The sequence below is a fragment of the Allobosea sp. genome (assembly GCF_035999205.1).
In the GTDB taxonomy this organism is placed as follows: domain Bacteria; phylum Pseudomonadota; class Alphaproteobacteria; order Rhizobiales; family Beijerinckiaceae; genus Allobosea.
Genome location: NZ_DASYHA010000012.1, coordinates 255,430 through 280,975 on the forward strand (window position 1 = coordinate 255,430; position 25,546 = coordinate 280,975).

The following is a 25,546-nucleotide window of genomic DNA, read 5'->3' on the forward strand; positions in this document are numbered from 1 at the left end:
GTCGCAGCGACTAAGAGCCTGACGCAGAAACTCGTCAGGCTCAGCCCATGTCCCACAACAGCTTCGGCCATCTCTACCGCGTCACGACCTTCGGCGAAAGCCACGGCCCGGCCATCGGCTGCGTCGTCGATGGCTGCCCGCCGCTGCTGCCGCTGACGGAGGCCGACATCCAGGGCGATCTCGACCGCCGGCGGCCGGGTCAGTCGCGCTTCACCACGCAGCGCCAGGAGCCGGACCAGGTCCGCATCGTGTCGGGCGTGTTCGCCCGTGAGGGCGACGGCGTGCAGGTCACCACGGGCACCTCGATCGGGCTGATGATCGACAATGTCGACCAGCGCTCGAAGGACTATTCGGACATCAAGGACAAGTACCGGCCCGGCCATGCCGATTTCACCTATGACGTGAAGTACGGCATCCGCGATTATCGCGGCGGCGGGCGCTCCTCGGCACGCGAGACAGCAATGCGGGTCGCTGCCGGAGCCATCGCCCGCAAGGTCGTGCCGGGCATGATCGTGCGCGGCGCGCTGGTGCAGATGGGGCCGCACAAGATCGACCGGAACAACTGGGACTGGAACGAGGTCGGCAACAACCCGTTCTTCTGCCCCGACGCCAAGGCGGCTCAATTTTTCGAAGGCTATCTCGACGGGGTGCGCAAATCCGGTTCGTCGATCGGGGCCGTGCTCGAAATCGTCGCGGAAGGCGTTCCGGCGGGGCTTGGCGCGCCGATCTATGCCAAGCTCGATTCCGAGATCGCCTCCGCCCTCATGAGCATCAATGCCGTGAAGGGCGTCGAGATCGGGGACGGCTTTGGGGCGGCGGAACTGTCCGGCGAGGAGAATGCCGACGAGATGCGCGCCGGCAATGATGGCAAGCCGCTGTTCCTGTCGAACCACGCCGGTGGCATCCTCGGCGGCATCTCGACGGGGCAGCCGATCGTGGCGCGCTTCGCCGTGAAGCCGACCTCGTCCATTCTGGCGACGCGCGCGACCGTGACGCGCAGCGGCGGGGAGACGGAGATGTTCACCAAGGGCCGTCACGACCCCTGCGTCGGTATCCGCGCCGTGCCGGTGGGCGAGGCGATGGTCGCCTGCGTGCTCGCCGACCAGTATCTGCGCCACCGCGCGCAGGTGGGAGTGATCGAGCCGCGGTGGCCGTTTCGCGACTGACTGCGATCCTTACATTTCAGCAGTACTGAAAATGCCCATTCGATTCATTGCGGCTGAAGGCTCGTCGTATTAGGTTGCGCGCATGAAGCTCGACGTCTGGCTCTCGCAGAATAAGATCGCACGCAGCGCCTTCGCCAAGCAGGTCGGCCTGTCGCCGGCCAGCGTGACAGCGCTGTGCAATGATCAAGGCGCCTGGATCTCGCGCGAAAGCGCCGAGCGCATCGCGGCCGCCACCGGCGGCTCCGTCACACCCAATGATTTCCTCGGCCTTGTCGGGCCGCGCGAGGCAGCCATGTCGAACAATGTCACCGCCACCATCGAGGCCTTCGCCCGCGGCGAAATCGTCATCGTCACCGATGACGACGACCGCGAGAACGAGGGCGATCTCATCGTCGCTGCCTCGCTCTGCACGCCGGAGAAGATGGCCTTCATCATCCGCAACACCTGCGGCATTGTCTGCGCCCCGCTGACATCGGCCGAAGCGCGGCGGCTGCGGCTCGACCCGATGGTGTCCTCGAACGATGCGCCACTGGGCACCGCCTTTACGATCACGGTCGACGTCAAGCACGGGCTGACCACCGGCATCTCGGCCGAACAGCGCTGCAACACGGTGCGCGCGCTCGCCAATGGCAACATGGGGGCCGGCGACTTCGTCCGCCCCGGCCATGTCTTCCCGCTGATCGCCAAGGATGGCGGCGTGCTGATGCGCTCCGGCCATACCGAGGCCGCGGTCGATCTCTGCAAGCTGGCCGAGCTGCCGCCGGTGGGTGTCATTTGCGAACTTGCCAATGACGACGGCACCGTGATGAAGGGCGCGCAGATCACTGCCTTCGCCCAGAAGCACGGGCTGAAGCAGATCACGGTGGCCGACCTGATCGCCTATCGGCAGTCGCGCGAGAAGCTGGTCGAGCGCGTGCATTCCTTCCCGGTCAAGACCGCCTATGGCGAGATGACGGGCCATGTCTATGTCACGCCCTTCGAGGATACGCAGCACTTCGCCTTCGTGATGGGCAAGCTCGGTGACGGCGAGAAGATTCCGGCGCGGCTGCACCGGGCCAACGTCGTCGAGGACGTACTGGGCGGCGCGCCGTCGATCCAATGCGCGCTGAAGCGCTTCCAGGCGGATGGGCGGGGCGTCCTGGTCTATCTGCGCGACGGCTCGGCCGGCGTGCCGATCAAGGGTGTCGACGACGGCTCGGATGCGCTGCGCAACCAGCAATGGCGCGAAGTCGGGCTCGGTGCCCAGATCCTGCGCGATCTCGGCGTGGCGTCGATCGTCAACCTCGCCTCGTCGCCACGGTCCTTCGTGGGGCTGGGCGGATTCGGCATCGAGATCGCGGACACGCAGCCGCTCGAATGAGCGGGCTGCGTCGCTTCAGACCCAGTCGGCGCGGTTGCCGGTGACGGTCAGGATTTTGCCCTGCCAGATCTCGACCAGCGACGCCTTCTGCGGCGGCACTGCTCCGACGAGGGCCAGGATCGCGCGGGCGACGCCGCCATGGCTGACGACCACGGTCTCGCGCGGCAGCTCCTCGAGGGCCGGTCGGACGCGCTCGGCCAGCATTGCGTAGCTCTCGCCGCCCGGAGGCACGAAGCTCCATTTGTCGCGTTCGCGCAGCTGTGCCTGCTCGCGCTCGGCCTTGCGGATGTCGCGCCAGGTAAAGCCCTCCCAGGACCCGAAGGTGAGTTCCTTCAGGCGGTCGTCGGTCCGGTAGGCGCCGGGCGCCAGCTCCAGCGTGGCGCGCAGGATGTCCATGGTCTCGCGGGCCCGACACATGGGCGAGCCGATGAAATCGAGCGCGGCGAAACCCGGGACCAGCTTGCGCAGACGCTCGGCCGCCTCGGCCGCCTGCTCGCGGCCGAGATCGTTGAGGGGGATGTCCTGCCCGCCCTGCAGGCGGCCCTCGCGATTCCAGTCGGTCTCGCCATGGCGAATGAGGATGAGCCGGTGCGGGAGCGTAAGCGGTAGCATGGCGGGGCTTCTGCACGCTGGCCGGCGCGGCGTCAAAGCGTTAGGCCGGATCGGGGGCATGCGTCGTGGCCATGGCGGCGCCCGCGCGTTTCCATTGGCCTGTTGCAGTGCGGCGGTCTATAGGCGGCACTCCGCCCTTTCGGATGGTTCCCGATGCCGCCGGCACTCACCTTGCCCGATGGTCGCAGGCTCGCCCTCGACGCAACGCCCCTGCTGATGGGGATCGTCAACATCACGCCCGATTCCTTTTCCGACGGCGGCAAGCTGCGCGACGCGGCCGGCGCGATCGCGCATGGCTTGAGGCTCGTCGACGATGGGGCCGAAATCATCGATGTCGGCGGCGAATCGACCCGGCCGGGACATGGCGCCGTCGATGCCGTGACCGAGCTTGGGCGCGTCCTGCCGGTGATCGAGGGACTGCGCGGACGGATCGATGCACCGCTCTCGATCGACACCTGGAAGTCCGAGGTCGCGGAAGCGGCGCTGAATGCCGGCGCCTCGATCGTCAACGACGTCTGGGGTGCGCAGCGCGACCCGGCCATCGCCGGCGTCGCGGCCAGGCATGGTGCGCCGATCATCCTGATGCACAACCGCGAGACCATCGATCCGGCGCTCGACATCCTCTCGGACGTGATGTGCTTTCTCGAGCGCTCGATCGCCATCGCGCTGGCGGCCGGCCTGCCGCGCGAGCAGATCGTCGTCGATCCGGGCATCGGCCTGTTCGGCAAGACCCCCGAGCAATCGCTCCTGCTGATCCGCGAGCTGGCCAAGCTCAAGGAACTCGGATGCCCGATCCTGCTCGGCGCCTCGCGCAAATCGGTGATCGGCGTCATCACGGGGCAGAGCGTGCCGGCCGAGCGCGTCGCCGGCAGCGTCGCCGCCCATCTCTACGGTGCGACGCAGGGCGCCAACATCATCCGCGTCCATGACGTCGCCGAGCATGCACAGGCGTTCAAGGTCTGGGCCGCCATCTCACAGTCCTTGGAGCCTCGCCCGTGAGCGAAACCGGCATCATCCTGATCGAGAAGCTCGACATCTACGCCTATCACGGCTTCTTCTCGGAGGAAGAGCGGCTGGGCCAGCGCTTCGTGCTCGACCTGACCCTGGAGACGGACCTGCGGGCCTCGGCGATCAGCGATGCGCTCGCCGATACCGTGAACTATGGCAAGGTCGTCGGCGTCGTCACGGAGGTCTTCACCACCCGCCGCTTCAACCTGCTCGAGGCCGCGGCGCGGGCGGTGGCCCTGGCGGTTCTCGACGGTTTTCCGCCGGTGACCCGTGTCGAGGTCACACTGCGCAAGCCCGCTCCGCCGATCCATGCGACGCTCGCCAGTGTCGGCATCACCTTGAGCTACCGCCGTGAGTACTGAGGTCGCGCTCGGCCTGGGCGGTAATCTGGGCGACCCGCTGGAGGCCTTCGCCAAGACGCTGCGGGCCCTCACCGACCACCCGGCCGTCACGCTTCGCAGTTCGTCGTCGGTCTATCGGACCAAGCCCTGGGGCCTCCTCGATCAGCCCGATTTCCTCAACATGGCGGCACTGCTGTCGACGGATCTCGACGAGGTCGAACTGCTCAATCTCTGCGTCGAGCTGGAGCTCGCGAGCGGGCGGGAGCGGGGCGAGCGCTGGGGGCCCCGCACCCTAGACATCGACATTCTGACCTTCGGCGACCTGGTGACCGACAGGCCGAGGCTGCAGTTACCGCACCCGCGCATCGCAAAGCGCGCCTTCGTGCTGGTGCCCCTCGCCGAAATCGCGCCGGAGCTGGTCATCGACGGGCATAGCGTCGCGTCGCTTATGGCAGCGCTCGAAACGGACGACGTCGCACTGGACGAGGCGCAGACGCGGCGTCTGCGCGAGATGCTGGGCTGAGTACCCCAGGCGTCGTGCCCGTCACTCGCCCTTGTCGAGCGAGATGTCGGGCGCGGTCGGAACCTTCATGCCGACGACATGGTAGCCGGCGTCGACATGCAGGATTTCGCCGGTGATGCCGCGCGACATGTCGGAGACCAGGAACACGGCGGTCTCGCCGACCTCCTCGATCGTCACCGTGCGGCGCAGCGGCGAGTTGTACTCGTTCCAGCGCAGGATGTAGCGGAAGTCGCCGATACCGGAGGCGGCGAGCGTCTTGATCGGGCCGGCCGAGATCGCGTTGACGCGAATCTTCGAGGGGCCGAGATCGGCTGCGAGATACTGCACGCTCGACTCGAGCGCCGCCTTGGCGACGCCCATGACGTTGTAGTGCGGCATCCACTTCTCGGCGCCGTAATAGGTCAGCGTCAGCATGGAGCCGCCATCGGTCATCAGCTTCTCGGCGCGCTGGGTGACGGCGGTGAAGGAGTAGCAGGAGATCAGCAGCGACTTGGTGAAGTTCGCCTCGCTGGTCTCGACATAGCGCCCGGTCAGCTCGTCCTTGTCGGAGAAGGCAATGCAATGGACGACGAAGTCGAGCTTGCCCCAGAGCTTCTCGACCTCGGCGAAGACGGCGTCGATCGAGGCGCCGTCGGTGACGTCGCAATGGCCGACGACATGGCCGCCGAGCTCCTTCGCCAGCGGCTCGACACGCTTCTTCAGCGCATCGCCCTGATAGGTGAAGGCGAGTTCGGCGCCGGCGTCGGCTGCAGCCTTGGCTATGCCCCAGGCGATCGAACGGTTGTTGGCGACGCCCATGACGAGGCCGCGCTTGCCCTTGAGGAGGTTGGCGGTCGGCCGGGCGACGGCATTGGAATCAGGCATCTGGGACCCGCGAACTGGATAAAGTCGAGGGGGTCTCTTAGAGCATGGCGCCGAAACTGGAAACCGGATTTGGCGCAGCCGCACAGCCATCCGCGGCCAGCGCCCGCCCGACCCTAACGCCTATTCGGCCCGGGCCTTCATCAAAGCCGTCAATTCGGCGTCGCTCTGGGGCATCTCGATGTCGATCGCGACGAAGAGATCGCCAACCGCACCGTTTTCGCCCTTCAAGCCCTTTCCGCGCAGGCGGAAGGATTTCGTCGTGCCTGTCAGCGGCGGGATCTTCATCTCGACCGCGCCGGTCAGGGTCGGCACATGCAGCGGCCCGCCGAGGACCGCCCTGGCAAGCGGGACCGCGACGCGCGTGCGCAGGTCGTTGCCCTCGACCGTGAAGCGCGAATCCGGCTTGACCTTGATCGTCATCAGCACGTCGCCGGCCTGGCCGGAGAACGGGTCGGTCTGGCCCAGACCGCGCAGGCGCATCACCTTGCCGTCGGCGACGCCCTCGGGGATCGTCACCTCGACCTCGCGCCCGCCCGGCAGGCGCACGCGACGCGTCGCGCCGGAGACCGCCTGGGCCAGCGTCACCTCGAGCGTGAAGCTCTGCTCCGGAGGCTTTTGGGCCTCGGCCCGCGCCTTGCCGGCGCGCCTGGCCGCATCACCGAACAGCGAGCCGAAGATGTCGGACGGATCGAAACCCGCGCTGCCGCCGCCGCCCCCGCCGCCGAAGGGATGGCCGCCACCCTGGCCGAAATTGAACTCGAAGCCGCCGGCGCGCCCGCCGCGACCTGCGCCCATGCCCTCGAAGCCCTGGAACTTGGGCTTGCCCTCGGCATCGATCTGGCCGGCATCGAACTGCTTGCGCTTGGTCTCGTCGCCGATGATCTCATAGGCGCCGTTCAATTCGGAGAAGCGGTCCTGCGCCTTCGGATCGTCCCGGTTGCGGTCGGGATGCAGATCCTTGGCGCGGCGGCGATAGGCCTTCTTGATATCCGCCTCGCTCGCGGTGCGGGCGACACCCAAAATCTGATACGGGTCGCGCATTCATGAACCCCAATTGGAAATACTGACGGGCCGGCCGGGACGCGCGTCGGGGCCAACCTTGAACTCTGGAGCCTTATCTGGGAATGGTGTGGCCTGAACGCAACAGCCGGCGGTGATGATATGAGCCGGTGCCGCTCGCGCTCAGGTCGCGCCCTTCCAGGGCTCCATGTCCTTGACCATCCACTCGCCGCCCGAAGGCCGGCAGGCCGTGCCCTGGAGTTTGGCCGGCTTCGTCTGGGTCTGCACGCTGGCGATGAAGGCGCGGCAAATCTCGTCCGAGCGCAGGAAGGGGCCGCCGACGGGGATGAAGGAGCCCTTCACGCCAGTCTGCGGGTTGTCCCAGGAGACCGCCGCGCCGTTGCCCTGCGGGTCGAGCGCGACCGCCATCGCTCCGTCGGCGCGGCGGATATCCTCGGGCCCGAGCTCCGAGGCGAGCGAGGCGAGGGGACCAGGCTTGCTCGTGCCGCGTGCCGGCAGCACCGAAGAGGTCGTGGCGACGTCGTCCTCGGCCTTGCTGGACAGGCCCAGGATCGGGAACGAGACCGAACAGCCAGCGCTGGCCAGAGCAAGGCATGCCGCGCCTGCGGCAGCCAGCCGGCGCATGGCCGAAGCGCGCCGCGGAAGGCTTTGGAACCGCCTCGCCGCTGCCCTATATAGTCGTCCCGGCCTGACCAATATCACCGCTCGCGCTCGCCCAAACGCAACACCTTCAAATTCACCGAGGATTAGACACGTGGAACGGTTAACGAGCGGTGACTTCACGCAGGAGCAGGACCCTTTCGCACTGTTTCAGGAGTGGTTCGAGGAGGCCAAGAAGAGCGAGCCCAACGACCCGCATGCCATGGCGCTGTCGACGGTCGATGCCGAGGGAATGCCCAATAGCCGTATGGTCCTGCTGAATGGGCGCGACGGCGAGGATTTCGTCTTCTACACGAACACGCAGAGCCAGAAGGGCGAGGAGCTTCTCGGCCAGCCCAAGGCCGCGGCCCTTTTCCACTGGAAGAGCCTGCGCCGCCAGATCCGCATCCGTGGTCCTGTCTCGATCGTCAGCGACGAGATGGCGGACGCCTATTTCCAATCGCGCCCGCGCGACAGCCGGATCGGCGCCTGGGCGTCGCAGCAGTCGCGCCCGCTGGAAAGCCGCTTCGCGCTCGAGAAGGCCGTGGCCGTCCAGGCTGCGAAGTTCGGACTTGGCACGATCCCGCGGCCGCCGCACTGGACCGGCTTTCGCATCACGCCGGTCTATCTCGAATTCTGGAAGGACGGTGCCTTCCGGCTGCATGACCGCGTCGTCTTCCGCCGCGGCGCCGCCGGCGAGCCCTGGACGCGCGCGCGCCTTTATCCTTGAGAACACTCCAGGGACACTAAGAGGAAATCTGGCCAGATGGCGATGCCGAAATTCGATTTTCCCAAGACCGAGCCGGGCAAGCGCCCGGTGATGCTGCTGACGGGGGCGAGCCGCGGCATCGGCCATGCCACGGTCATGCAGTTCGCGATGGCTGGCTGGCGGATCCTGTCCTGCTCGCGACAGGCCTTCTCGGAGAAATGCCCCTGGCCGTCGGGCGCCGACGATCATGTCCAGATCGATCTCGGCGACCCCGAGGACACGATGCGCGGTATCGCCGAGATCAAGCGCAGGCTCGCAGCCGAGGGCGGCAAGCTCAATGCGCTGGTCAACAATGCCGGCATCTCGCCGAAGGGACCCAAGGGTGCCCGCCTCGGTGCCGCGACGACCTCCTTCAACGACTGGCACAAGGTCTTCCAGGTCAACTTCTTCGCGCCGATCATGCTGGCGCGCGGTCTGCTCGACGAACTGACCGCGGCCAAGGGCACGATCGTCAACGTCACCTCGATCGCGGGCTCCCGCGTGCATCCCTTCGCCGGTGCGGCCTATGCGACCTCGAAGGCGGCGCTCGCCAGCCTGACGCGCGAGATGGCGTCGGATTTCGGACCGCTCGGCATCCGGGTGAACTCTATCTCGCCGGGCGAGATCGATACCGCGATCCTGTCGCCGGGTACCGAGAAGATCGTCGCGAACCTGCCGATGGGCCGCCTCGGCAAGACCGATGAAGTCGCCAAGGCGATCTACTTCCTGTGCACGGACGCCTCGAGCTACGTCACGGGTTCCGAACTGCACATCAACGGTGGCCAGCACGTATGAGCCGGGACCGCGCGCAATGAGCGGCGAGGGCGGGCAGGTCATCCGCTTCCCCGCGGCGGGCAAGGCACCCGCCCGACCGGTGCTCGCGGCTTCCGTCGCGGTCTTCCGGGACGGCAAGGTGTTGCTCGCGACGCGGACCAAGCCGCCTGCCGACCAGCTCTGGTCCCTGCCCGGCGGGAAGGTCGAGGCCGGCGAGACGCTGGAGCAGGCGGCGCTGCGCGAACTCGAGGAGGAGGTCGGCGTGACCGCGCGGATCGTCGGCTTCAACCGCCATGTCGAAATCTTCGGGCGCGATGCGGCCGGCGACCTCACGCATCATTTCGTCGTCGCCTCCTTCGTCGGAGAATGGCTCGCGGGCGAACCGCAGACCGGGCCGGAAGCGGGTGCTGTGATGTGGGTCGATCCGCTCAGGCTCGGTGGCCTTGCGACGACGCGTGAACTGGCCGATGTGCTTCGCCGTGCGCGCGGTATCCTGATCGGGGCCGGAGAAGGCGCATGAAGCGGGCGGCGCTGTGGCTGCTCGTGCTGCTCGTGGGCCTTCCGACGGAGGAGGTCCTGTCTCAGCAGCGCCCGCCGGCCGCTACAAAGCCGGCAGAACCAGCGCCTGCGCCTGCACCCGAGCCACCGCCACCGCCCTATGAACCGCAATTGCTGAAGCTCGCCGAGATCATGGGCTCGCTGGCCTATCTGCGCACGCTCTGTGCCGGCAAGGAGGCGCAGGAATGGCGCGACCGCATGACCGCGCTGATCGAGGCGGAGGGACGCACGCCGCTGCGCCGCGAGCGCTTGACCAGCGCCTATAACCGCGGCTTTCGTGCCTATGCTCTGACGCATCGCTCCTGCACGCCGGGCACGCAGGAAGCCTCGACGCGTTTGGCAGCCGAGGGCGAGCGCCTCGCCCGCTCACTGGCGGGCCGCTATGGCGGATAGGTGACAGGGCGGGGCGAACGGTCGTTTTGCACCGGAATTTCGGAGTCGCGTTAACCTTTCCTAAACGGCGTAGTAGCGTCCCGCGCTGGCACGGCCTATGTTCCAAATGAAGTCGAGCGTTGCGAAGCGGGCCGAAACTGGCGCGATTCGCACCACGCGAAACGAAATAGCGCGATAGAACGCCCCTTCGAACAAGCCGCAGAGTCTTCGCCTTCATGTCCATCATTTCCGACGATCTGCCGCTCGATACGCCTCTCGCCGAGGACAGCCACGACGCTCGGCGCGTCGCCTATGGCTATGTCGAGGATGCCTTCACGGAAGCGCAGCAGGATGGGCTGGACAGCGATGCGCTGGCCCATGCCGCGCTCTTCGCCGCTTTCCGCACGCTGGTCGACACTTATGGCGAGGAGGCCACGGCCGTCTTCGCCGAGGCGCTGCCGGACAAGCTGCGTACGGGCGCCTTCAGCAGCGGGACGCGGCACTGAGCCCGCCACCACGGCAGGGCTAGCGAGGCGCGCGACGATGCAGCGCCTTCGGCCGACGATCGGTTTCGTTCCATTCTTCTCGGTCGCGCTGCTCGCAGCCACGGTTGCGCAGGCGCAGGAGATCGGCCCCGTCCTGACTTGCGATGGGCCCATCTCGCGGCAGGCGAGCCACGCCTCGTTGTCGAAGGCATTCGGCGCTCGCAATATCTCGATCAGGAAGCTTTCGATCGGCGAGGGCGAGACGGAGGTCGGCAGCGTGCTGTTCGCCTCGGATCGGACGCGCCGAATCGAAGTCCTCTGGAACGACCGCGCCAAGCGCATGCGCCCGCGCATGGTCACCTTCGGCCGGGCGATCGACGCGACCGCCCTGTCGAAAGGCTATCATTGGCGGATCGCCGCCCGTGCCCAGGCTGGGACGCTCAGCCTGGGCCAACCGCTGACACAGGTCGAGGCCGTCAACGGCAAACCCTTTGAGCTCGCGGGCTTCGATTGGGACTATTCCGGCACGGTCAGCGACTGGCGTGGCGGCGCGCTCGCCAAGCCGCCCGGCGGTTGCCGCATCCTCGTGCGCTTCGAGGCCGCCAAGGACGCGCCCGGCGCGGCGCAGGATGCGGTGTCAGGCGACCGCGAGTTCTCGTCCGACGATCCGAAGATGAGGGCGGTGGCCCCCGTCATCTACGAGATGGGCTTCGTCTGGGAGTAGCGGAACCGGCCCTGGCGATTTGCTCTGAGCTTGACGGCGACGCTTGCGCCTCTATCGTGAATCTCGATCACGGTTCCCCGGTCGTTCCGGCCGGGGCTAAGAGGGAATTCGGTGAGGCTTCACGCCAAAGCCGAGGCTGCCCCCGCAACTGTAAGCGGCGAGCTTTCCGTCCATCGTCCACTGGCGCAACCAGCGCTGGGAAGGCCGGGCGGAGCAGGCCCCGACCCGCGAGCCAGGAGACCTGCCCTGATCGACTGAACGGTCCTTCGGGCGGGGTGTCCTGATCGGTCGTGCGCGAACGGGCCGGGCCGTCCAGACCCGCAAGCTCCTCGCGCGCGCCCATCGCATGCCCCCTCAATCGTCACGGGGTTAGCGATGATGCAGACAGCTTTTTCATGGGGTTACCACCGAAGCCTGGATTCCGGGCGTGCGATGCCGCGCGCCGGCGACAGACAATATTGTAATGTTATTACATGTCATATAGACGATGAGGCCAGCGGGGCCCCCATCGCCTCGCCTTCCCATCAGCATTTCCAGCCGGACCTCCCCATGACCCGATCTGCCCGCGGCCTGCGCCAATCCATGTGCGCTGTTGCTCTTGCCCTGCCGTTCCTCGCCGGGGGCGTCGTTTCGGCCAAGGCGGAGGCGACACGCTACCCGCTGACGATCGAGAATTGCGGCCATCAGGTCACCTTCGACAAGGCCCCGAAGCGCGTCGTCGCGATCGGCCAGACGCAGACCGAGATTCTCTACGCGCTCGGTCTCGGTGATCGGCTTGTCGGAACGGCCGTCTGGTTCAGCCCGGTGGCGAAGCGCTTCGAGGCCGCGAATGCCGGTGTGAAGCGGCTGGCCGACAATGATCCGAGTTTCGAGGCCGTCGTCGCGCAGGAGCCGGACCTCGTCACCGCGATGTTCGAGTGGCATGTCGGGCCTAACGGCATCGTCGGGAAGCGCGACCAGTTCGCCAAGCTGAAGGTACCGGCCTATGTCTCGCCGTCCGATTGCGTCGGCAAGGACAACTCCGGCGCCGGTGACGGCGTCCGCACGCAGATGTTCACGATGGAGCTGGTCTATCGCAACATCCGCGAATTCGGCCAGATCTTCGATGTCGCTGACAAGGCCGACACCCTGATCGCGGAACTGAAGGCGCGCGAGGCGAAGGCGGTTGCGGCGGTTGCGGGCAATGGCGCGAAGGATATTCCAGTGACGGTCTGGTTCTCGAGCAAGGACGTCAAGGGCGACGCCTTCCTTGCCGGCAAGAACGGCGTTCCGGCCTATATCCTCGCCAAGCTCGGCGCCCGCAACATCATCACCACGAATGAGGAATGGCCGCTGGTCGGTTGGGAGAGTGTCGCTGCGGCCAATCCCGCCGTCATCGTCGTCGTTAAGATGGACAGGCGCCGCTTCCCGGCCGACGACATCGACCTGAAGCTGAACTTCCTCAAGACCGACGCGGTCGCGAGCAAGCTCGACGCCGTCCGAAACAACCGCATCGTCGTGATGGATGTCGGTGCGACGCGCGCCGGGCTCGACACGGTCGACGGCATCGAGGCGCTCGCCAAGGGCATCGAGAGCTTCGGGCTGGCCAAGTGAGGGGAACCGAAGCGCAGCAGGCGCAACCGGAGCGAAACCCTGTGAGCCGAATCTCGTGAGCCACGCGCCGATAGCTCCCAACTGGCCGGCGCGTATCGCGATCGCGCTCGCTGCGCTGCTGGCGCTGGTGACCGCGATCGCGCTTGCCGTGACCATCGGCGAGATGAAGATCCCGCTGTCGACCGCCTTCCAGGCGCTCGGCAACGGTGTGTTCAATCTCGGCTATCCCGTCAGCGCGATCCAGCAGGGGGTGATCTTCGATTACCGCCTGAGCCGGGCGCTGCTCGCGGCGCTGTGCGGCGGGACGCTGGCCTTGTCGGGCGCGATCTTGCAGGCGCTGCTGCGCAACCCGCTGGCCGAGCCCTACATCCTGGGCATCTCGGCCGGCGCCTCAACCGGGGCCGTGGCCGTGATGATTCTCGGCTTCGGAGGCACCGTCCTGACACTGTCCGGTGGAGCCTTCCTGGGCGCGATCGCGGCGCTTGCTGTCGTCGCATTGCTGGCCACAGGCGCCGGCGGTTCGAGCGATCGTGTGATCCTGGCCGGCGTCGCCGGTTCGCAGCTCTTCAATGCGGCGACGGCGACGATCGTCACCACGCTCGCGAATGCCGAGCAGGCGCGCGGCGTGATGTTCTGGCTGCTCGGCAATTTCGGCGGCGTGCGCTGGCCGGATGTCTGGGTCGCGACGCCGGTGGCGCTGATCTGCTTCGGAATCTGCATGCTGCACGCCAAGGTGCTCGACGCCTTCGCCTTCGGGGCGGATGCGGCGGCTTCGCTCGGCGTTGCCGTGGCGCGGGTCAAAATCGTGCTGTTCGCGACGACGGCGGTGATGACGGCGACGATGGTCTCAATCGTCGGCACGGTCGGCTTTGTCGGGCTGGTCATTCCGCATGCGGCACGGTTTCTGGTCGGGCCGGCGCATGCGCGGCTCCTGCCGACCTGCCTGGTGATCGGCGCGATCTTCATGATCCTCGCCGACATCCTCTCGCGCATCCTGGTCCCGCAGCAGATCCTGCCGATCGGGGTGGTGACGGCGCTGTTCGGAGCGCCGGCCTTCGCGCTCATCCTTTATCGCGCGAGGCGCGCGACATGACGCTCGCGGCGCATGACATTCGCTGGAGCGCGGCGCGAAAGATGATCGTCGACGGCGTGACGCTGCGCGCCGAGCCCGGACGCATTCTCGGGCTGATCGGCCCCAATGGCTCGGGCAAGTCGAGCCTGCTGCGGCTGCTCTGCCGGCTGCGCAAGGTCGAGAGTGGCGTCGTCACGCTCGATGATCGTGATCTCGCGACGATGGCGCGGCGTGACCTTGCCAGACGCCTCGCCTTCGTCGAGCAGCAGGCCTCGACCGAGGTGCAGCTCTCGGTCTGCGACGTGGTCAAGCTGGGGCGGACGCCGCATCGCGGCGCGCTCGCCTCCTGGACCGATGCGGACGAGGCGGCCGTGGAGGCGGCGCTCGAGCGCGTCGATATGAGCGAGCGGCATGACCAGCTCTGGCACACGCTGTCCGGCGGCGAGCGCCAGCGCGTCCATATTGCCCGCGCATTGGCGCAGGAGCCGCGCGAACTCATCCTCGACGAGCCGACCAACCATCTCGACATCCAGCACCAGCTTTCGATCCTGGCGTTGCTGCGACGCCTCGGCGTGACCTGCATCCTCGCCTTGCACGACCTCAATCTCGCATCGCTGTTCTGCGATGAGATCGCGGTGATGCATGAGGGCAGGGTGGTGGCTTCGGGCACGCCTTCGGAGGTGCTGACTGAGGACCTGATCTCCCGGGTGTTCGGCGTTGCGGTCAGCATCCGCGCGGGGGCTTCGGGGCGCCGCCATATCGAATATCTGATCGATCCATCCGATGAGGGCATTGCACGATGAGCGAAGCGACGCAGGACGCCGTCACGGCCTATTGGAGCGCTCGCGCACCGCAATTCGACGGCGTTGCCTCCCATGTCGCACAGCGCGAGACCTGGCGTGAGGTGCTGGCGGCCGCCTTCGAGGCGGAAGGGCCGCAGGATGTCGTCGATCTCGGGACCGGCACGGGCGCGTGTGCCCTCATCGCGGCCTCGCTCGGCCACCGCGTCAGGGGCTATGACGGGTCGGACGGCATGCTCGCGGTCGCACGGGCCGCGGCGCAGGCGATGAACCTCGATATCACCTTCGAGGCGACGGTGATCGACGAAGCGGCGATCGAGCCGGCTTCGGCCGACATCGTGACGTTGCGCAATGTGCTGTGGACGCTGGAGCGGCCAATGGATGCGCTGCTGCAGGCGCATCGAATCCTGCGCCCGGGCGGATTGGTCGTGGTGTCGGATGGGCTCTGGTCGGTCGCCCCGCAATACCGCTCGACCTATGACCCCACGCTCGCGGCCAGGCTGCCGCTGCATGACGGGCTGACCGAGGTGCTGATGCGGCAGATGCTCACGGATGCCGGCTTCGGCAAGGCGCTCTCCTGGCAGCACCTGTTCGCGGCTCCGCCCTATCCAGGCGACGTACCGATGTTCGTGGTGACGGCGCGCCGGCCGTAGGCCCCGAGCTTGGTTGGAGCCGGTTCCGTCCCCATCTGATGCTGCCGGGAACAAGCGCCGGTTCGTGCCGTTCAGGCTCGGAAGGGGACGAATGATGGATCTGGTCGAGGCCCAGCCTGTGGTCGAGAATGTCGCGGGAAGCCGTTTCGAGATGGCTTTTCCCGGTGGAATGGCGTTTGCGAATTTCCGTCGCGACGGCGACCGGCTGATCGTAACGCATACGGAGGTGCCACCTGCGTTCAACGGCCGCGGGCTGGGCTCGCTGCTGGCGCTCGGCATCTTCGAGAATGCGCGGGCGACCGGCCGCCGGATCGTGCCGGCCTGTTCCTTCGTCGCCGCCTGGGCGCGCCGGCATCCGGAATTCGCCGATGTCCTGGCACGTTGAGCCGTGACGTCTCCCATCACACAGTCCTGAACCGTCGATGGCCCGATCCACAGGAGAGCAGGAATTGCGCGCCGCCTTCAGGCGGCTCGAGCGGGACCTGCCGCATCGTCTCGCTTCCAGCCTGCGCTGGCTGCGTCATCCATCCTCGCGCTGGGCGCGGCTGCCGGCCGGGATCGCGCTGATCTTCGGAGGGATCTTTTCGTTCCTGCCGATCCTCGGCGTCTGGATGCTGCCGCTCGGGCTGATGCTGCTCGCGGCCGATGTGCCGTTCCTGCAACGGCCGATGGCACGCTTCACCCACTGGATCATCGACCGGGTCGAAGGCTGGCGGCGGAAGCGCTAGGATCCTGCCCCGGGCGCATGGCCCGGGTGCTGCTTGGCTCGATTTGACGATATACATTATTATGATATGTATAATGATAGATTGAAGGGGCGGATCGATGACCGACGCGAAAATCAGCGAAGCACTGACGGTTGCCGGACAGCCCCCGTTGCGGGCCTTCGCCGGCTTGGCGGACGATGGCTTTGTCGCCGTGGTCAATCTGCGGCCCGACGGCGAGGATCAGGACCAGCCGGGCAACGCTGCCGAGAAGGCAGCGGCCGAACGCGCCGGGCTCGCCTACCGCTTCGTGCCGGTGACCGGGGCGACCATCACGACTGCCGACATCCGCGCCTTCCAGCAGGCAATGCGGGATGCAGGCGGACCGGTCCTTGCTCATTGCAAGGGCGGCACGCGCGCCTTGACACTGCATGTTCTCGGCGAGGTTCTCGATGGGCGCATGCAGCGCGGCGAGGTCGAGGCCTTCGGCCGGAGCCATGGCTTCGATCTGGCGGGGGCGGCCCGCTGGCTGGAGCGAGAGGCGCAAAGGCGCGCCCATGTCGAGGCGTTCTACGAGCCCGGCAGCGGCAGCGTCCAGTACGTCGTCAGCGATCCCGCGACGCGACGCTGCGCCATCATCGATCCGGTGCTGGACTTCGACGAGAAGTCGGGTTCGATCGGTACGGCCAGCGCCGATGCGATCCTCGCCCATGTCGCGCGCGAGGGGCTGGGCGTCGACTGGGTCCTCGATACTCATCCCCATGCCGACCATCTCTCGGCGGCGGATTACCTCAGCAGCAAGACGGGGGCGCCGAAGGCGATCGGCGCGCATGTCACCGAGGTGCAGAAGCTCTGGAAGGCGATCTACAACTGGCCGGAACTCGCGACGGACGGCTCGCAATGGGACCGGCTCTTCAATGAGGGCGACAGTTTCAAGGTCGGTTCGCTCGAAGGGCAGGTGATGTTCTCGCCTGGCCACACGCTGGCTTCGGTCAGCTATGTCATCGGCGATGCGGCTTTCATCCACGACACGCTGTTCACGCCGGATGCGGGCACGGCGCGGGCCGATTTTCCGGGGGGCAGCGCCAAGGCCCTGTGGGCCTCGATCCAGGCGATCCTCGCCTTGCCCGACGAGACGCGCCTCTTCACCGGGCATGACTACCGGCCGAACGGTCGAAACGCGAAATGGGAGAGCACCGTCGCCGAGCAGAAGCGCGCCAATCCGCACGTCGTCGGCATGGACGAGGCCGCATATGTCAGGCTGCGCGAGGCGCGCGACCGGACGTTGCCGATGCCGAAGCTGATCCTGCATGCGCTGCAGGTGAATATCCGCGGCGGCCGCCTGCCCGAGCCGGAAGCGAACGGGCGGCGCTACCTCAAGTTCCCGCTCGACGCGCTGACCGGGGCGGTCTGGTGACGGCGATCGACATAACGCCGCGCGCCGGGATGGCGCCGGCTGATATGGAGGCGCGCGCGAGCGAGGCGGCATCGCTGCTGAAGACACTGGCGCATCCCGCGCGCCTGATGCTCGCCTGCACGCTGGCGGAAGGGGAGTATGCCGTCGGCGAGCTCGAAGAGAAGCTCGGCATCCGCCAGCCGACGCTGTCGCAGCAACTCGGCGTGCTGCGCGATGCCGGCGTCGTCGAGACGAGACGTGAGGCCAAGCAGATCTTCTACCGCTTGAGCGAAGCCAAGGCCGCGCGGCTGATCGAGGCGCTCTACACAATCTTCTGCGCCGACGAGGAGCAGCCATGACTGCCTATTGGCCAGCCCTCCTCGGGGGCATGCTGATCGGCGCCTCCGCCGTGCTGCTGCTTCTCGTCAACGGCCGCATCGCCGGCATCAGCGGCATCGTCGGGGGCCTGCTCGGCGGCCGGCAGGTTCTGGCGAATGGTGCCTTCCTTGCTGGACTCATGCTCGGGCCGCTGCTGCACGCTTTCGTTTTCGGGCTGCTCCCGGACGTGACCGTCGCCGCGTCCTGGCCGGTGGTCGTTTTGGCCGGCCTGCTGGTCGGCATCGGCACGCGCATGGGCTCGGGCTGCACCTCCGGCCACGGCATTCTCGGGCTGGCGCGGCTCTCGCCACGCTCGATGGCGGCGACAGCGACGTTCCTGGCGACCGGTATCGTCACGGCCACGGCTGTGGGGTTGGTCCGATGAGTGCGCAGGTCCTTGCGCGGCTGGCCGTCGCGATGCTGGCCGGCGCGCTGTTCGGCTTCGGTCTGTCGCTTTCGGGCATGGTTGATCCCGCCCGCGTCGTCGGTTTCCTCGATCTCGCCAGCGGCCACTGGGATCCGAGCCTGATGTTCGTGCTCGGCGGAGCGCTGGTGGCGGCTGTGCCCGGCGTCCTGCTGCAACGCCGGCTCGCGCGGCCGGTGCTGGACGAGCGGTTTCACCTGCCGGAGAGAGCTGCGATCGACCGGCGCCTCCTGGCTGGCTCGGCCCTGTTCGGCATCGGCTGGGGGCTGGCGGGCTTCTGCCCGGGGCCGGCGGTGTCGGCGCTGACGCTGGGGCTGTCGTCGGTCTTAGCCTTCGCCGCAGCGATGGTCGCCGGCATGTTGCTGCACGATGTCGGGATCGCGCGCAGGCCGCGCTGACGGCCAATTCTGTCTCGGATTGTGCGTTCAGACCAGGGCCGCCGGCGGGCGTGCGGCCGGCCGATGGGCTCACGGGACTGTGTCTAGGTACGCAATTGCATCCAGATATTGTTCAGCACTTTCGCGCATCCGCTTAGCCGGATGGCGCGTAATGTGGCAAACAACTCACCGCAGAATGCGGATAAACGAACAGGGATTAGGTTCGATGTTGAGGGGGACGGAGCCTCTCCAGATTTGGGAAATCATCTCATCACCCGCTGGCCACGCGGCGCTGCAATACGCCGCCGAAAGCGGGGCTCCGCCGCTGGAGCCATTGATCGGGCTGATCGAGGAGTGGTGGGGCAGCTGGCTGGACGACGATCGCGAGGATCACATCCAGCGCCTGCACAGCATGGTCTCGCGTCTGATGGCGGCCGATGGCTGGGAAGAGGCCGGCGTCCGCCCGGTGCGTGCGGGCCGCTTGATCACCGAAGCGATGACCTTCAGGAAGGCTGGTTACACGACGCTGCAGTAGCGCGGCGACGATCAGGCCGGCACGGCTTCCCGCTGCCGGCTCAGTCCTGCAATCCAGCCGAGCTGGCGGTCGATGCAGCGTTCGCGCTCATAGCCGGACAGGATGGTCGCGCGTGCGGCCCGACGCAACTCGCCCAGCATGGAGCCTCTATGCAGCGCCTCCTCGATCCGCTGCGCCAGCGCGGCCGTGTCGTGGAAGGGGGCGAGCAGGCCGTTGACCCCGTCGGTGATCACCTCCCGGACCGGTTGCGTATCGGAGCCGATGATGAGGCTGCCGCAGGCCATCGCCTCCAGCAGCGACCAGGATAGAACGAAGGGCACGGTCAGGTAGACATGGGCGGCTGAGACCTGGAACAGCCGCACCAGCTGGTCGGGGGCGAGCCAGGGAATGTGCACCACGCGATCCGTCAGACCGGTTTCGGCGAGCATCACCTCGCGCCAGCGACGCCCATCCTCGCGTGCCCGGCCATAGCCCGGCCCGTCGCCACCGACGGTCACGAACATGGCGTCCGGATGGCGCGCGGCGACCCGCGCGACTGCCCGCATGAACTCGGGATAGCCACGATAGGGATCGAGATCGCGGGCGGCAAAGGTGACGACCGGATCGCCATGCCGCAAGACGCGCCCGTCGGGGAGCTGCAGAACAGCATTCGGATCGGGACGGCAGGCGTGCGCGTCGATGCCGTCATGGCAGACCGCGATGCGCGGGCGCAGATGCGCGGGATACTGGTACTGCTGCCACCGCGTCGGGGCATAGGCGGCGTCGAGCGCCTCCAGCGTCAGCAATTGCGCGGCGTTGCGCATGCGGATGCGCTGGCGTTCGGCGTCTGAGATCGTAACCGCGGGATCGAAATCGAGATCGGAGCCCGCGCTGTTGTAGTAATATTCGCAGTAGCCCAGCAGAGGCACGTCCGGCAGCGCATCGCGCGCAAACAGCATTCCGCCCCAGCCGATATGGCCAATGACCACATCGGGCGGGTCGGTGCGGGCGAGCTGGCCCAGCAGACCGGCTACGGCCTCGCCGGTGCGCATGTGATAGTCCGTCGCCGCGAGCGCGACATGCGTCGTGGTCGCTGGGCCGACCGCATAGGTCAGCTGCCTGACGCCCGCCTGCTCGGGCGCCGCATGCTCCGTCACCAGCGTCACCTCCGCGCCCCCGGAAACGAGGCGCGCGATCAGATGAGCGAACTGACCAGATCCGGAGCGATGTACGAATAGGACATGCATGATGCGAGCAGGACGCCTCCAAAACGCAAGGAATCGCTCCACCACTGTTCGAGCTTGCGCAGCGTGTCGTAGGTCGTCTGCAGATCGGCCTCGGCATTGAAGTCGAGGTTCTGGGAGAACGGACTTGAATCGTCGAGCAGACGCAGCCTTTCGCAGAGCATCTGGCCCTTGAGCGACAGGGATATGCGCGCCAGCCGCCGGTCGCGCGGCGAGGCTCCGCGCTCGAGATAGCCGCTCTCGACCAGCTGCTTCAGGTTGTAGGACGCGTTCGATCCGACATAGTGGCCCCGGTCGAGCAGATCGCGGACCGCGATCTCGCCCTGGCCGATGGTGAGCAGCACCATGACCTGCGAAGGCGAGATGTCATCGACGCCGAGCTTGGTCAGCTCCAGCCGCATATGGTCGAGGAAGCGCCGGCTGACGCGCTCGATGACACGCGCGAGGTCGAGCGGGGAGACCCCGGTGCGCGAGGAGGCAGCATCCGCGTCCCGCTGAGGTTCCATTGTTCTGTGATGATGGCCGTTCTGCATTCTGTCCGGGACTTGCTCGCTGCTGTGCGGCTTGGACTGCATTTCCTACTCCGCCTTGCTGTCAAAATGGGTAACCCCGACCCGAACGAATCCCACTTCCGAGGATTAGCCTACACGCAAAGCACATGCCACCTCTGATCGCGAGATTTGTAGACTTTGTCGACAGATACATCCGGGCGAACTGTTTCGATTTTCAAATTGTTTCGATTTTTCGCCTTAATTGTCGATATTAACCCGGATTTATCAGGTGATTATCTGTCATTGTCTTGCCATCTCTGACGTGTCAACCTTCCTATTGGCTGGCGTCAGGTTCTGCTTCGCGGCGGCTCTTTGCCCAATTGCGGGCTTTCGATCCGGAGATCTGAATGAAGGCGAAGTCACCGGCGCCGGATATACTCATCCGAGGCCTGCAGCGCTCGTTCGTGGGAGGCCTGGCCTATGCGGGCTTCCTCAGCCTGTTCGTCAATCTGCTGCTTCTGATCGTGCCGCTCTTCATGATGCAGGTGCAGGACCGTGTGGTCGTCAGCCGCAGCTATGACACGCTGACGATGCTGCTTGTCATCGCTGTCGGAGGGCTTCTCCTCTATGGCGTGGTCGAGTTCGTCCGCTCGCTGACCTTTCAGGCTATGGCGAGTATTTTTGCGCGTCAGCTCAATCTGCCGGCATTGCAGGCAGCGGTCAGTGCCTCGCTCGAGCAGGGCTCCGGTCAGGCGACCCAGGCCATCCGCGACCTCAACGACATTCGCTACTTCATCGCGAGTTCCGCCGTCGCGACGCCGCTCGAAGCGGCCTGGTCTCCGATCTTCCTGGCCGTGCTCTTCGCCCTCCATCCCGTCTACGGCCTCGTCGGCCTCGTCTCGCTGGTGATCCTGCTCGTGCTCGGCGTACTTTCCGACGTGCTGACCCGGCGCGTGCTGAAGGAAGCCAATGCCGAGGGCGTCGCCAGCATCAACGAGGTCGGCGCGAGCCTCCGCCACGCCGAGACGATCGAGGCGATGGGCATGCTGCCGGCGCTGGCCGCCCGCTGGCGCGGCCAGCAGCTTGCGATGATCGAGCATCTCGACAGCGGCACCCAGCGCGCCAAGTTCATCGCGGCGCTGACTCGCTCCCTGCGCATGATGATGCAGCTTGCGGTCTATGCCACAGGCGCCGTGCTGATCATTCGAAACGAGGTCACGGCGGGCACGCTGATGGCGGCGAGCATCCTCCTCGGCCGTCTGCTCGCGCCGTTCGACTCGATGATTGCCGACTGGCGCCAATGGGTGTTGGCGGCGACCGCCTGGAACCGGGTCAAGGAGCTGCTGCAGTCGCGGACCTCGCAGCGCCAGACCGTGCCGACGCCGCCGACACAGGGCGATCTGGTCATCGATCGCGTCGTCTTTGCACCGTCAGGTTCTGAGCAGACCGTGATCAAGAGCGTGTCCTTCACGCTTCAGCCCGGCGAAGTGCTCGGCGTCGTCGGTCCATCCGGGGCCGGCAAGTCGACCTTGGCGCGGCTCATGGTCGGCGTGCTGAAGCCGAATGTCGGCGGCATCTATCTTGACGGTCACAACGTCTATCTGTGGGAGCGCGGTTCCTTTGGCGCGATGGTCGGCTATCTGCCGCAGTCGGTCTCGCTGCTCAACGGCACGATCGCGGAGAACATTGCGCGCCTGCGCAAGCCCGATCCGCACGCCATCCTGGAAGCGGCCCGGATTGCAGGCGTCCACGAGCTCATCGGACGGCTGCCGCTGGGCTACGACACCCATGTCAACGACGGCGATTTCAAGCTGTCCGGCGGCCAGCGCCAGCGCATCGGGCTTGCGCGCGCGCTCTATGGCATGCCCCGGCTCATCGTGCTCGACGAGCCCAATGCCAACCTAGACGCCGAGGGTGAGCAGAGTCTGATCCGTGCCATCAACGCCGCGCGCGAGGCCGGCGCGATCGTGGTGCTGATCGCCCATCGCCCGTCCGTGATGCAGGTGGTCGACAAGATCCTCGTGCTCCGCGAGGGCCGGGTCCAGCAATTCGGGCCGCGCTCCGCCATCGCCGGGATGATCACGCCCAGTGGTCTCGTCGAGATGGACCCCGCCAACAAGCCCTCGGCCCCGGCGGCTGTCGCGACAATCCGCGAGGTGTCGGCATGACCGGGCAGGCTCTGGTCAAGCTGCCGGACCGTGCGGTGGCCTTGTCGGCGCTTCCTGACGAGCAGGAGGAGCGCCGGCCGTCGCTGCGGAATCTGGTGCTGGCCGGCGTGGCGGCGGTCGGCGTCGGTTTCGGCGGCTTCGGCGCATGGGCGGTGTCGGCGAAGCTCGACAATGCCGCGGTGGCGAGCGGTGTGGTTGCGGTCGACAGCAAGCGCAAGACGGTGAGCCATCTCGAGGGCGGCGTGCTGAAGATGCTGCTCAAGACGGAAGGCGAGCGTGTCGCCAAGGACGAGCCGTTGCTGCGGCTCGAGGACGCGCGCGCCGGGGCCGAGCTGCAGCAACTCCAGGGCAAGCGCGTCGGGCTCGAGGCGAAGCTCGCACGGCTCAGGGCCGAACAGGCCGAGGCGACAGAGATTGACTTTCCCGACGATATCGAGCGAGGCCAGACGCCGATCGCGCGCGAGGTCGTGCGCGCCGAGCGGGCGCTCTTCAAGGCGCGCGCGCAGGTCTATGACGGCAAGATCCGCATCCAGCAGCGCGTCATCGAGCAGCATCAGGCGGAGGCAGAAGCGCTTCAGGCGCAGATCGATGCGACGCGCTACCAGCGCACGCTGATCGACGAGGAGACCCGCGTGATGGCGGATCTCTATGAAAAGCGCTACGCCAAGCGTTCGCAGCTTGTGGAACTCCAGACGCGGCAGAGCGAACTCGTCGGCCGCGCAGGAGAGAATGCCGCGCGAAAGGCCAAGGCCGAGCAGCAGGTGGCTGGTGCCAACCTCGAGATTCTCTCGATCGGCCTTGAGCGCCAGAACGAGGTGGCCCGCGAGATCCAGGACAGCCAGCTCATGCTTTCCGAGGTGAACGAGCGCATCGTGCAGGCCGAGGACGTGCTGCGACGGCTCGTCCTGCTGTCGCCGCAGGAGGGCATCGTCGCGAATATCCGGATGCGTACGGCCGGCAGCGCGATCGCGGCCGGCGAGCCCATCCTCGACATCGTGCCGGAGCAGGAGCCGCTGGTCGTCGAGGCCAAGGTCGACCCCCGCGACATCGACGTCATCCGGGTCGGTGCCGAAACGCGCATCCGGCTCACGGCGTTCAATTCGCGCCTGCTTCCCCCGCTGCTGGCGAAGGTGAGCTATGTCGCCCCCGACCAGCTCATCGACGAGAAGACCAATGCGGCCTATTTCGTCGTGCGCGCGGAGATCAGTCCCGAGAGCCTGCGCGAGAATAAGATCGTGCTCCACGCCGGCATGACCGCGGAGGTGCTGATCGTCAACGGCTCGCGCCGAGCGATCGACTATCTGCTCGCGCCCTTCACCGACAGCTTCAACCGGGCTTTCCGGGAAGACTGATTTTCGGCGTTGAATCAACGAGATAGATTGCTTTGATTTCGCTTGCGCAGCATTCGCGCGAAATGTGCTGGCAATTGTATTTCGATTTTCGATACTAATTCGTTTGAAGCTCATAGTATAATGCGGCAGAAATGAAGCTTAAATGGTTGTGCGTCGCAAAATGGTCAGAATTAAACACTTGCTGCACTGCATATATTGAGTACTCTTTGGATCGTCGAGCGATGATGCGCAGCGCGTGTCATCGGAACGGTGTCGGATCTGGCGTGCGGCGATGTGATCGTCGGGCTTCGGCGACACCCTCAGTTCGCCGAGGAGGTGACGAATGGCTACAATCGAAGGAAGTGCGTTCGACGATTTTCTGGTGGGAAGTCGGTTCAGTGACGTGATCTTCGCCGGGGCGGGGCATGACGTCGCTCATGGCGGGAGTGGGAATGACACGCTGTTCGGCGAAGAGGGCGACGATGTTCTCTTCGGCGACAGCGGGGACGACGCGCTGTTCGGCGACGAGGGCGACGACGTCCTCTTCGGCGGTCAGGGCGACGATTTCCTGAGTGGGAGTGCCGGTGACGACGTGCTGTTCGGCGGTGCCGGCAGCGATGTCCTGCAGGGCGGTGGCGGCAGCGACCTTCTCCTGGGCGGCGCGGGTGCCGATATCCTCCAGGGCGGCGCTGGTGACGACGTCCTGATCGGCGGTGCCGGCAACGACATCCTGCAGGGTGGCGCCGGTGACGACCTCCTGATCGGTGGCGCAGGTGCGGACATCCTTCAGGGCGGTGCGGGCGACGACATCCTCCAGGGTGGCGCAGGCGACGACCTGCTCTTCGGCGGCGCGGGCGACGACATCCTGTCCGGCGGCGCGGGCTCCGACATCTTCAGCTTCACCGGTGGCGGCGGCAACGATGTCGTGCTCGACTTCCATGCCGGCGACGACCTGCTGAAGATCTCGTCCGACATCAATGGGACGGGCATCACCTCCGCAGAGGATCTGGCGGCCCGCACGACGACCGTTGGCGGCAATGCCGTCATCGACCTCGGCAATGGCGACACCCTGACCCTGATCGGTGTCACGGCCGACGACATCCAGAGCGACCCCAACTCCTACTTCACGGTCGCCTGACGATTGCCATCCGCGGCGTCGGCTCCAAACCAGCCGGCGCCGCTCTCAGCAGGGTCGAAATTTCATGCT

At 66.6% G+C, this 25,546-nt stretch carries 31 protein-coding genes and 1 riboswitch; of the genes, 25 read left to right on the forward strand and 6 right to left on the reverse strand.

The features are described from left to right. The first annotated feature begins 47 nt into the window (after nt 1–47). Nucleotides 48–1,166: a chorismate synthase gene (gene aroC / locus VGN82_RS03960; RefSeq protein WP_327525685.1), complete on the forward strand. Its 1,119-nt coding sequence runs from the start codon at nt 48–50 to the stop codon at nt 1,164–1,166. A gap of 82 nt (nt 1,167–1,248) precedes the next feature. Beyond that, nucleotides 1,249–2,526, forward strand: a complete 1,278-nt coding sequence (ribB, locus tag VGN82_RS03965) for a 3,4-dihydroxy-2-butanone-4-phosphate synthase (protein WP_327525686.1) — start codon at nt 1,249–1,251, stop codon at nt 2,524–2,526. A gap of 15 nt (nt 2,527–2,541) precedes the next feature. On the opposite strand, the gene VGN82_RS03970 is transcribed toward ribB, so the two are convergent. Next, nucleotides 2,542–3,138 (reverse strand): histidine phosphatase family protein, encoded by a 597-nt coding sequence (locus VGN82_RS03970; protein ID WP_327525687.1) that lies wholly within the window; start codon nt 3,136–3,138, stop codon nt 2,542–2,544. Nucleotides 3,139–3,291: 153 nt separating this feature from the next. Between VGN82_RS03970 and folP the strand changes: the two genes are divergently transcribed. Genes folP through folK form a run of 3 tightly spaced genes read left to right on the forward strand, consistent with a single transcriptional unit; the run spans nt 3,292 to nt 5,010 of the window. After that, the gene (folP, locus tag VGN82_RS03975; RefSeq protein ID WP_327525688.1) at nt 3,292–4,137 is read left to right on the forward strand and encodes a dihydropteroate synthase; all 846 of its coding nucleotides are present in this window, start codon (nt 3,292–3,294) and stop codon (nt 4,135–4,137) included. After that, a complete protein-coding gene (gene folB, locus VGN82_RS03980; protein ID WP_327525689.1) occupies nt 4,134–4,508 on the forward strand; it encodes a dihydroneopterin aldolase in 375 nt (124 codons plus the stop codon). The genes folP and folB overlap by 4 nt, the downstream gene beginning before the upstream one ends. After that, on the forward strand, nt 4,498–5,010 hold the full coding sequence (folK, locus tag VGN82_RS03985) for a 2-amino-4-hydroxy-6-hydroxymethyldihydropteridine diphosphokinase (RefSeq protein WP_327525690.1): 513 nt from the start codon (nt 4,498–4,500) through the stop codon (nt 5,008–5,010). Before folB ends, folK begins: the two co-directional genes overlap by 11 nt. A gap of 21 nt (nt 5,011–5,031) precedes the next feature. On the opposite strand, the gene fabI is transcribed toward folK, so the two are convergent. The 3 genes from fabI to VGN82_RS04000 form a co-directional block, all read right to left on the reverse strand. Beyond that, nucleotides 5,032–5,874 carry an enoyl-ACP reductase FabI gene (gene fabI, locus VGN82_RS03990; RefSeq protein ID WP_327525691.1) on the reverse strand — a complete coding sequence of 281 codons (843 nt, stop codon included), beginning with the start codon at nt 5,872–5,874 and terminating at the stop codon, nt 5,032–5,034. Between the two features lie 120 nt (nt 5,875–5,994). Further along, the gene (locus VGN82_RS03995; RefSeq protein WP_327525692.1) at nt 5,995–6,915 is read right to left on the reverse strand and encodes a DnaJ C-terminal domain-containing protein; all 921 of its coding nucleotides are present in this window, start codon (nt 6,913–6,915) and stop codon (nt 5,995–5,997) included. Between the two features lie 141 nt (nt 6,916–7,056). After that, complete coding sequence (locus tag VGN82_RS04000) at nt 7,057–7,518, reverse strand: RT0821/Lpp0805 family surface protein (protein ID WP_327525693.1); 462 nt, start codon at nt 7,516–7,518, stop codon at nt 7,057–7,059. A gap of 130 nt (nt 7,519–7,648) precedes the next feature. Here VGN82_RS04000 and pdxH point away from each other — a divergent pair, with 130 nt between their 5' ends. From pdxH to VGN82_RS04085, 17 genes are all read left to right on the forward strand, one after another. Continuing rightward, on the forward strand, nt 7,649–8,263 hold the full coding sequence (pdxH, locus tag VGN82_RS04005) for a pyridoxamine 5'-phosphate oxidase (protein ID WP_327525694.1): 615 nt from the start codon (nt 7,649–7,651) through the stop codon (nt 8,261–8,263). 36 nt (nt 8,264–8,299) lie between these two features. Further along, on the forward strand, nt 8,300–9,076 hold the full coding sequence (locus tag VGN82_RS04010; protein ID WP_327525695.1) for an SDR family NAD(P)-dependent oxidoreductase: 777 nt from the start codon (nt 8,300–8,302) through the stop codon (nt 9,074–9,076). 16 nt (nt 9,077–9,092) lie between these two features. Beyond that, nucleotides 9,093–9,575 (forward strand): NUDIX hydrolase, encoded by a 483-nt coding sequence (locus tag VGN82_RS04015; protein ID WP_327525696.1) that lies wholly within the window; start codon nt 9,093–9,095, stop codon nt 9,573–9,575. Then, nucleotides 9,572–10,006 carry a TIGR02301 family protein gene (locus VGN82_RS04020; RefSeq protein ID WP_327525697.1) on the forward strand — a complete coding sequence of 145 codons (435 nt, stop codon included), beginning with the start codon at nt 9,572–9,574 and terminating at the stop codon, nt 10,004–10,006. The genes VGN82_RS04015 and VGN82_RS04020 overlap by 4 nt, the downstream gene beginning before the upstream one ends. 215 nt (nt 10,007–10,221) lie before the next feature. After that, on the forward strand, nt 10,222–10,491 hold the full coding sequence (locus tag VGN82_RS04025) for a hypothetical protein (protein ID WP_327525698.1): 270 nt from the start codon (nt 10,222–10,224) through the stop codon (nt 10,489–10,491). Between the two features lie 37 nt (nt 10,492–10,528). Then, nucleotides 10,529–11,194 carry a hypothetical protein gene (locus VGN82_RS04030; protein WP_327525699.1) on the forward strand — a complete coding sequence of 222 codons (666 nt, stop codon included), beginning with the start codon at nt 10,529–10,531 and terminating at the stop codon, nt 11,192–11,194. Between the two features lie 53 nt (nt 11,195–11,247). Continuing rightward, nucleotides 11,248–11,457, forward strand: a riboswitch (cobalamin riboswitch). 307 nt (nt 11,458–11,764) lie between these two features. Further along, nucleotides 11,765–12,787, forward strand: a complete 1,023-nt coding sequence (locus VGN82_RS04035) for an ABC transporter substrate-binding protein (RefSeq protein WP_414644197.1) — start codon at nt 11,765–11,767, stop codon at nt 12,785–12,787. 55 nt (nt 12,788–12,842) lie between these two features. Next, the gene (locus VGN82_RS04040; protein ID WP_327525701.1) at nt 12,843–13,880 is read left to right on the forward strand and encodes a FecCD family ABC transporter permease; all 1,038 of its coding nucleotides are present in this window, start codon (nt 12,843–12,845) and stop codon (nt 13,878–13,880) included. Beyond that, a complete protein-coding gene (locus VGN82_RS04045; RefSeq protein WP_327525702.1) occupies nt 13,877–14,662 on the forward strand; it encodes an ABC transporter ATP-binding protein in 786 nt (261 codons plus the stop codon). The genes VGN82_RS04040 and VGN82_RS04045 overlap by 4 nt, the downstream gene beginning before the upstream one ends. Further along, nucleotides 14,659–15,312: a class I SAM-dependent methyltransferase gene (locus tag VGN82_RS04050; RefSeq protein WP_327525703.1), complete on the forward strand. Its 654-nt coding sequence runs from the start codon at nt 14,659–14,661 to the stop codon at nt 15,310–15,312. The genes VGN82_RS04045 and VGN82_RS04050 overlap by 4 nt, the downstream gene beginning before the upstream one ends. Before the next feature lie 91 nt (nt 15,313–15,403). Further along, a complete protein-coding gene (locus VGN82_RS04055; RefSeq protein ID WP_327525704.1) occupies nt 15,404–15,697 on the forward strand; it encodes a GNAT family N-acetyltransferase in 294 nt (97 codons plus the stop codon). Nucleotides 15,698–15,734: 37 nt separating this feature from the next. Continuing rightward, nucleotides 15,735–16,040, forward strand: coding sequence for a hypothetical protein (locus VGN82_RS04060; protein WP_327525705.1), 306 nt, complete (start codon nt 15,735–15,737; stop codon nt 16,038–16,040). A 97-nt stretch (nt 16,041–16,137) separates the two neighbouring features. Beyond that, nucleotides 16,138–17,433 carry a bifunctional sulfur transferase/dioxygenase Blh gene (blh, locus tag VGN82_RS04065; RefSeq protein WP_327525706.1) on the forward strand — a complete coding sequence of 432 codons (1,296 nt, stop codon included), beginning with the start codon at nt 16,138–16,140 and terminating at the stop codon, nt 17,431–17,433. 29 nt (nt 17,434–17,462) lie between these two features. Further along, a complete protein-coding gene (bigR, locus tag VGN82_RS04070) occupies nt 17,463–17,771 on the forward strand; it encodes a sulfite-sensing transcriptional repressor BigR (protein ID WP_327525732.1) in 309 nt (102 codons plus the stop codon). Next, nucleotides 17,768–18,175 carry a YeeE/YedE family protein gene (locus VGN82_RS04075; RefSeq protein WP_327525707.1) on the forward strand — a complete coding sequence of 136 codons (408 nt, stop codon included), beginning with the start codon at nt 17,768–17,770 and terminating at the stop codon, nt 18,173–18,175. Before bigR ends, VGN82_RS04075 begins: the two co-directional genes overlap by 4 nt. Beyond that, on the forward strand, nt 18,172–18,612 hold the full coding sequence (locus VGN82_RS04080; RefSeq protein ID WP_327525708.1) for a YeeE/YedE family protein: 441 nt from the start codon (nt 18,172–18,174) through the stop codon (nt 18,610–18,612). The genes VGN82_RS04075 and VGN82_RS04080 overlap by 4 nt, the downstream gene beginning before the upstream one ends. Before the next feature lie 205 nt (nt 18,613–18,817). Next, nucleotides 18,818–19,126 carry a hypothetical protein gene (locus tag VGN82_RS04085; protein WP_327525709.1) on the forward strand — a complete coding sequence of 103 codons (309 nt, stop codon included), beginning with the start codon at nt 18,818–18,820 and terminating at the stop codon, nt 19,124–19,126. An 11-nt stretch (nt 19,127–19,137) separates the two neighbouring features. Here the strand turns inward: VGN82_RS04085 and VGN82_RS04090 are convergent, their stop codons facing one another. After that, nucleotides 19,138–20,352: a glycosyltransferase gene (locus tag VGN82_RS04090; protein ID WP_327525710.1), complete on the reverse strand. Its 1,215-nt coding sequence runs from the start codon at nt 20,350–20,352 to the stop codon at nt 19,138–19,140. After that, entirely contained in the window at nt 20,301–20,855 is a 555-nt protein-coding gene (locus VGN82_RS04095; protein WP_327525711.1) for a MarR family transcriptional regulator, read from the reverse strand. Before VGN82_RS04095 ends, VGN82_RS04090 begins: the two co-directional genes overlap by 52 nt. A gap of 392 nt (nt 20,856–21,247) precedes the next feature. Between VGN82_RS04095 and VGN82_RS04100 the strand changes: the two genes are divergently transcribed. The 3 genes from VGN82_RS04100 to VGN82_RS04110 all read left to right on the forward strand — a co-directional run bounded on the left by VGN82_RS04100 (nt 21,248) and on the right by VGN82_RS04110 (nt 25,477). Further along, nucleotides 21,248–23,008, forward strand: coding sequence for a type I secretion system permease/ATPase (locus VGN82_RS04100; RefSeq protein ID WP_327525712.1), 1,761 nt, complete (start codon nt 21,248–21,250; stop codon nt 23,006–23,008). After that, the gene (locus VGN82_RS04105; protein ID WP_327525713.1) at nt 23,005–24,360 is read left to right on the forward strand and encodes an HlyD family type I secretion periplasmic adaptor subunit; all 1,356 of its coding nucleotides are present in this window, start codon (nt 23,005–23,007) and stop codon (nt 24,358–24,360) included. Before VGN82_RS04100 ends, VGN82_RS04105 begins: the two co-directional genes overlap by 4 nt. Nucleotides 24,361–24,682: 322 nt before the next feature. Beyond that, a complete protein-coding gene (locus tag VGN82_RS04110; RefSeq protein WP_327525714.1) occupies nt 24,683–25,477 on the forward strand; it encodes a calcium-binding protein in 795 nt (264 codons plus the stop codon). Nucleotides 25,478–25,546: the final 69 nt, after the last annotated feature.